General features: G+C 67.6%; 6 protein-coding genes. 4 read left to right on the top strand and 2 right to left on the bottom strand.

Features of this window, described 5'->3' with window-relative positions:
* The 3 genes from EQG76_RS11740 to EQG76_RS11730 all read left to right on the top strand — a co-directional run.
* On the top strand, positions 1-931 hold a 931-nt coding region (locus EQG76_RS11740; RefSeq protein ID WP_235031327.1), incomplete at its 5' end, for an amidohydrolase family protein.
* Positions 928-2,061 carry an amidohydrolase family protein gene (locus tag EQG76_RS11735; RefSeq protein ID WP_159713559.1) on the top strand — a complete coding sequence of 378 codons (1,134 nt, stop codon included), beginning with the start codon at positions 928-930 and terminating at the stop codon, positions 2,059-2,061. The genes EQG76_RS11740 and EQG76_RS11735, both read left to right, overlap by 4 nt.
* A gap of 3 nt (positions 2,062-2,064) precedes the next feature.
* On the top strand, positions 2,065-2,478 hold the full coding sequence (locus EQG76_RS11730) for a Rieske (2Fe-2S) protein (RefSeq protein WP_159713558.1): 414 nt from the start codon (positions 2,065-2,067) through the stop codon (positions 2,476-2,478).
* 8 nt (positions 2,479-2,486) lie between these two features.
* Here EQG76_RS11730 and gnd read toward each other — a convergent pair whose 3' ends face one another.
* Together gnd and tkt are read right to left on the bottom strand one after the other, a co-directional pair.
* Positions 2,487-3,467 (bottom strand): phosphogluconate dehydrogenase (NAD(+)-dependent, decarboxylating), encoded by a 981-nt coding sequence (gene gnd, locus EQG76_RS11725; protein WP_159713557.1) that lies wholly within the window; start codon positions 3,465-3,467, stop codon positions 2,487-2,489.
* Between the two features lie 62 nt (positions 3,468-3,529).
* Positions 3,530-5,605 (bottom strand): transketolase, encoded by a 2,076-nt coding sequence (gene tkt, locus EQG76_RS11720; RefSeq protein ID WP_159713555.1) that lies wholly within the window; start codon positions 5,603-5,605, stop codon positions 3,530-3,532.
* A gap of 138 nt (positions 5,606-5,743) precedes the next feature.
* Here tkt and EQG76_RS11715 point away from each other — a divergent pair.
* The coding region (locus EQG76_RS11715) for a ribose-5-phosphate isomerase A (protein WP_200840754.1) at positions 5,744-6,081 on the top strand (338 nt) is incomplete at its 3' end.

The raw sequence follows: 6,081 nt of genomic DNA, 5'->3' as shown, positions 1-6,081 counted from the left end.
CAGCTTCCCCCTGATGGCGCCGATCAATGCCCGGCCGGAATGGCGCGACGGGAAGGGCAGGGCGGCGGAGAGCGTCGAGCGGATCCAGAAGGAGCTGTTCGACCGCTGGGACCCGGCGATCGCGATCTGCAACTGCCTCTACGGCGTGCAGATGATCAACGACGAGCACATGGCGGCCGCGTTCGCCACCGCCGTCAACCGTTGGATCGCGGCGAAGTGGCTGGACAAGGAGCCCCGGCTGCGCGCCTCGATCGTGGTGCCGGTGCAGAACCCGGAACTGGCGGTCGACGAGATCGAGCGCTGGGCCCACGACAAGCGCTTCGTCTCGGTGCTGGTCCTGGTGATGGGCGAGCTGCCGCTGGGCAAGAGCTTCCACTGGCCGATCTACCGGGCCGCGGAGAAGCATGGCCTGCCGATCTGCGTGCACCTGGGCAGCGCGTACCGGCACCCGGTCACCGCCTCGGGCTGGCCCACCTACCATGTCGAAGACTACGTGGTGCAGACTCAGGCATTCCAGGCGCAGACCGCCAGCCTGATCAGCCACGGCGTGTTCCAGAAGTTCCCCAAGCTGAAGGTGGTGCTGGCCGAATCCGGGGTGACCTGGCTGCCGACCTTCCTGTGGCGGTTTTCCAAGGGCTGGCGCGGCCTGCGCATCGAGGTGCCCTGGGTCGACCGCTCACCGCTCGAGATCGTCCGGGAGCATTTCCGGCTGACCCTGCAGCCCTTCGATGCGCCGCAGGATCCGGTCGAAGTAGCCCGCGCGCTCGATCATCTGGGCTCGGAAGATTTACTCCTGTACTCGTCGGACTATCCTCATTGGCAGTTCGACGGTGATGACCTGATGCCTGCTGGCTTTTCGGAGGAGCTGCAGCGCAAGATCATGGTCGACAACCCGCTCGCTACCTATCCTCGTCTGGGAGGCACGATATGACCCTCGAGGTTCTTGATCGGTCGCAGACGGAGACCGCGGCACCCGCGGCCCCCGTGCGGGCCAAGCCGCAGCGGCTGAGCATCATCGACTGCGACTTCCACCCGACGGTGAAGAAGATCGATGAACTGAAGCCCTATCTCAGCCGGCGCTGGTGGGAGCGGATCGAGACCTACGGGCTCCGGCCGCGCCATGCCTTCGTCAATGGCGACCCTTATCCCAAGGCGGCACCCCGGGCGGCACGACGGGACGCCTGGGGCCCGGACGGCAGCCAGCCGGGCAGCGACCTGGCCTTCACCCAGCAGCATTATCTGGATGCCTATGGCGTCGAGTACGCCATGATGTCGCCGCTCTACCCGAGCGGCCAGGCCGACCAGGACCCGGATTTCACCACCGCAATGGTGAGTGCGGTCAACGACTGGCAGCTCGATGCCTGGGCGCACCAGGACAAGCGGCTGAAGGCCTCGATCCTGGTCTCCTACGAAGACGCGCAGTCCTCGGTGGCCGAGATCGAGAAGCGGGCCGGCGACAAGAGCTTCTCCCAGGTCCTGCTCCTGACCCGCACCAACGAGCCGCTCGGGCGCAAGCGCTATTGGCCGATCTACGAGGCGGCGGAGCGGCACGGGCTGCCGGTGGCGATGCACGTGTTCGGCTATAGCGGCTTTCCGGTGAGCGGCACCGGTTGGCCGTCCTACTATCTCGAGGAAACGACCGGCCACTCGGCGGCCTGCCAGTCGGTGGTCGCGAGCCTCGTGCTGGAAGGTGTGTTCGAGCGCTTCCCGAACGTGAAGTTCATCAACATCGAGGGCGGCTTCGGCTGGCTGGCAGCGCTGTCCTGGCGGCTCGACAAGCACTGGGCCCGGCTGCGCGCCGAGGTCCCGCACCTCAAGCGCCCACCCTCGGAGTATCTGAAGGAGCAACTCTACATCACCACTCAGCCGATGGACGAGCCGGAGAGCCCCCGGCAGCTCATCGACCTGATGGAGCAGGTAGGCATGGACCGGCTCCTGTTCGCCACCGACTATCCGCACTGGGACTTCGACGACCCGGCGCGGGCCCTACCGCGCGGGCTGACGCCGGAGCAGACCAAGGCGATCTGCTCCGAAAACGCGCGCAAGCTGTTCCGCCTCTGACGCATGGCCAAGCATGTCGTCGCGACCGCCGCCGAGATCCCCGACGGCGGTCGCAAGCTGGTCGAGATCAATGGCCGGCCGATCGCGATCTTCCATGTGAAGGGCGAGTTTTTCGCCCTTTACGACAAGTGCCCGCACGAGGGCGGCAGCCTGTGCACCGGCAAGCTGACCAGCCTGGTCGGCTCGGACGGGCCGGGCCGCTACAGCCTGAGCCGGCAAGGCGAGATCGTCCGCTGCCCCTGGCATGGCTGGGAATTCGACCTGCGGACCGGCAAGTCCTATTGCGACCCGGTGAAGATGCGGGTGCGCAACTACGCGGTCTCGGTCGAGCCGGGGGCGCGGGTGGTGGAGGGGCCCTACCAGGCCGAGACCTTCCCGGTCTCGGTGGAGGGCGAGTACGTGGTGGTGGAGGTCTGACCTAGGATTCAGCGCGGCTTCGGCTCCACATGGCCGCCGAAGCCCAGCCGCATGGCGGAGAGCAGCTTCTCGCCGAACGTATTCTCCTCCCGCGAGCGGAAGCGGGCGAACAGGGCGGCGGACAGCACGTTGACCGGGACCGCCTCCTCGATGGCGGCATTGATCATCCAGCGGCCCTCGCCGGAATCCGCGACCTCGCCGGTGAAGCTGCCGAGGTCCGGCTCCTTCGCCAAGGCCATGGCGCTCAGGTCGAGCAGCCAGGAGGTGATCACGCTGCCGCGGCGCCAGACCTCGGCAATGTCCGCCAGGTTCAGCTCGTAGCGTTCCTCCTCGGGCAGCTCGGCGCTGTTCTTGCCGCGCAACACGTCGAAGCCCTCGGCATAGGCCTGCATCAGGCCGTACTCGATGCCGTTATGGACCATCTTCACGAAATGGCCGGAGCCGACCGGGCCGGTATGCAGATAGCCCTGCTCGGCATGCGGATCGAGGTCGTCGCGGCCGGGGGTCGAGGGGATGTCGCCTCGACCGGGAGCCAGTGCCTGGAAGATCGGGTCCAAATGGTCCACGGCGTCCTTCTCACCGCCGATCATCATGCAGTAGCCGCGCTCCAGGCCCCAGACCCCGCCGGAGGTGCCGACGTCGACATAGCGGATGCCCTTGGATGCGAGTGCCTCTGCCCGGCGGATGTCGTCCTTGTAGAAGCTGTTGCCGCCGTCGATCACGATATCACCGGGCTCAAGCAGCTCGCCCAGGCGGGTGATCATGCGCTCGGTGACCCTGCCGGCCGGCAGCATCGTCCAGACGGCGCGCGGCGGCCGGAGCTGGGCTATCAGCTCCTCCACGGAGTTGCTGCCGCTGGCACCCTCGGCGACCAGCGCGTCGACGGTGACCGGTGCCATGTCAAACACGACCGTCTCATGGCCGTGGCGCAGCAGCCGCCGCACGATGTTACCGCCCATCCGGCCAAGGCCGACCATCCCGAGCTGCATGCCGCTCTCCTCGTGCCGGGTCCGCTGTCCCTCCACCCGCGTCACTGCAGCCGTGCCGGCGCTCAGCCGCTGTTCGCTACGCGGGCGATCTGCTCTTTCGCGGCCGCGGCCACCTTGTCCGCGGTGAAGCCGAAATGGCTCAGCAGTGCCTTCAGCGGCGCGGATGCGCCGAACTCCTGCATACCGATCTTGGCGCCTTTGCGTCCGGCATAGCGGTCCCAGCCGATCACTGAAGCCTGCTCGACGCTCACCCGCGCCTCAATCGAGGCGGGCAGCACCTCGTCCTGGTAGGTCCCGTCCTGCTCCTCGAACAGTTCCCAGCTCGGCATGGAGACTACCCGGCTGCGAATGCCCTCGGCACGCAGCTTCTCGTGCGCCTCGATGCAGATCTGCACCTCGCTGCCGGTGCCGATCAGGATCACCTCCGCCTTGCCATCCTCCGGCTCGGCCATGATGTAGGCACCACGGGCGGTACCCTCCGCGGAGCGAAAGCGTTCGCGGTCGAAGGTCGGCAGCGGCTGGCGCGACAGGACCAGGCAGGCCGGCTGGTGCCGGAGCCTGGCGATCACCCGCCAAGCCTCGGCGACCTCGTTGGCATCGGCCGGGCGCAGCGTGATCAGGCCCGGGATCGAGCGCAGGCTGAGCAATTGCTCGATCGGCTGGTGGGTTGGGCCGTCTTCGCCGACGCCGATCGAATCGTGAGTGAAGATCCAGACGACCGGCAGCTCCATCAGCGCGGAGAGCCGGATCGCCGGCTTCATGTAGTCGCTGAAGATCAGGAAGGTGGAGCCGTAGGCACGCAGCTTGGATAGGGCCAGGCCGTTGCAGGCCGAGCCCATCGCATGTTCGCGGATGCCGAAATGGAGGTTGCGGCCGCCGGGCTGGTCTGCCTGGAGCGAGCCGGCGCCCTCGAACTTGAGCAGGGTCTTGGTCGACGGTGCCAGGTCCGCAGCCCCGCCCACCAGCCAGGGCAGGTTCTTTGCCAGGGCGTTCAGGACCTGGCTGGAAGAATCGCGGCTGGCGATGCCCTTCGCGTCCGCAGGGAAGCTCGGGATGTCCTTGTCCCAGCCTTCCGGCAGCTCGCGGCGCTGCATCTGGTCGACCTGGCGGGCCTCGTCGGGGAACTGCCGGGCGTAACGCTCGAACAGCTCCTTCCACGCTGCGTTGGCCTTGCCGCCGCGCGCTCCGATGCCGTTCGCGAAATGGTCATAGACGCCATCAGGCACCAGGAACTGCGCGTCCTCCGGCCAGCCGTAGGCCTGCTTCGCCCCCCTGATCTCCTCCGCACCGAGCGGCTCGCCGTGGGCGGCGGCGGTGCCGGCCTTCTTCGGCGCGCCATAGCCGATCACGCTCTTCACGATGATCATGGTGGGCTTGTCGGTGCGGCTCTGGAAGCCCGTCAGGGCCCGGCCGAGGGCGGCGCGATCGTTCGCGTCCTCGATCTGCTCAACATGCCAGCCATAGCCGGCAAAGCGGGTGCCCACATCCTCGGAGAAGGCGAGGTTGGTGCCGCCCTCGATGGTGATCTGGTTGCTGTCGTAGATCCAGCAGAGGTTGGCCAGCCGGAGGTGGCCGGCCAGCGAGGCCGCCTCGGCGCACACGCCCTCCATCAGATCGCCGTCGCCGGCCAATGCGTAGACCTTGTGGTCGAACAGCGTGAAGTCCGGCCGGTTGTAATGCGCGGCCAGCCAGCGCTCGGCCATGGCCATGCCGACGCTGGTGGCCACCCCCTGGCCCAGCGGGCCGGTAGTGGTCTCCACGCCGGAGGTCAGGTGGTATTCCGGGTGGCCCGGGCATTTGCTGTCGAGCTGGCGGAAGTTCTGGATGTCCTCCAGCGAAACCGACACGCTGCCGGTCTGGTTGTAGTCGCTGTCGACCGCCCGGGTCCTGGTCAGGTGTAGCAGGCTGTAGAGCAGCATCGAGGCATGCCCGACCGACAGCACGAACCGGTCGCGGTTCGGCCAGATCGGGTCGGCCGGGTCGAAGCTGAGATGGTTCTGCCAGAGCTCGTAGGCGACCGGCGCCAGCGCCATGGGCGTGCCGGGATGGCCGGAGTTCGCCTTCTGCACCGCATCCATCGCCAGCGTGCGGATGGTGTCGATGCAGAGCCGGTCCAGGTCGCCAGGCTGCGCGCTCATCTCGATCCCACTTCCTGAAGGGAGAACTCTTGGGCCGAAGGGAAAACCCGTCGGGATGCTGTTCTAGCCACGGCAATGCACTACCATCAACGCAGCGCGGGCAGGGAGGTTGCCTGCCGGCGGGATCCGGGGCCGGCGATGGGCGGTGAACTGGTGGAGGTGGATGGCCAGAAGCGGGCGGCCGCGGCAGCGGCGGCAGCTCTGGTCGAGGACGGGATGACGGTGGGGCTGGGCACCGGCTCGACCGCCGCCTACGTGATCGCCGCCCTGATCCGACGGGTGGCCAAGGAAGGCCTCAGGATCGAGGCGGTGCCGACCTCGGTCCGCAGCGCCGAGCAGGCGAGCGCGGGCGGGATCAGTCTGACCGATCTCGGCCGCCATCCCCGGCTCGATCTCACCATCGACGGTGCGGATCAGGTGGTGCCGGGCCGGCTCGACCTGATCAAGGGTCTGGGCGGGGCATTGCTGCGCGAGAA

The sequence above is a fragment of the Geminicoccus flavidas genome (assembly GCF_009806515.1).
GTDB lineage: Bacteria > Pseudomonadota > Alphaproteobacteria > Geminicoccales > Geminicoccaceae > Geminicoccus > Geminicoccus flavidus.
Note: the sequence above shows the minus strand (reverse complement) of the source record. Positions and strands in the feature narration are given on the sequence as shown.

Excerpts from the sequence above, each read along its gene's own strand:
- EQG76_RS11735 (WP_159713559.1), top strand. The coding sequence starts at position 928 with ATGACCCTCGAGGTTCTTGATCGGTCGCAGACGGAGACCGCGGCACCC.
- EQG76_RS11730 (WP_159713558.1), top strand. The coding sequence starts at position 2,065 with ATGGCCAAGCATGTCGTCGCGACCGCCGCCGAGATCCCCGACGGCGGT.
- gnd (WP_159713557.1), bottom strand. The coding sequence starts at position 3,467 with ATGCAGCTCGGGATGGTCGGCCTTGGCCGGATGGGCGGTAACATCGTG.
- tkt (WP_159713555.1), bottom strand. The coding sequence starts at position 5,605 with ATGAGCGCGCAGCCTGGCGACCTGGACCGGCTCTGCATCGACACCATC.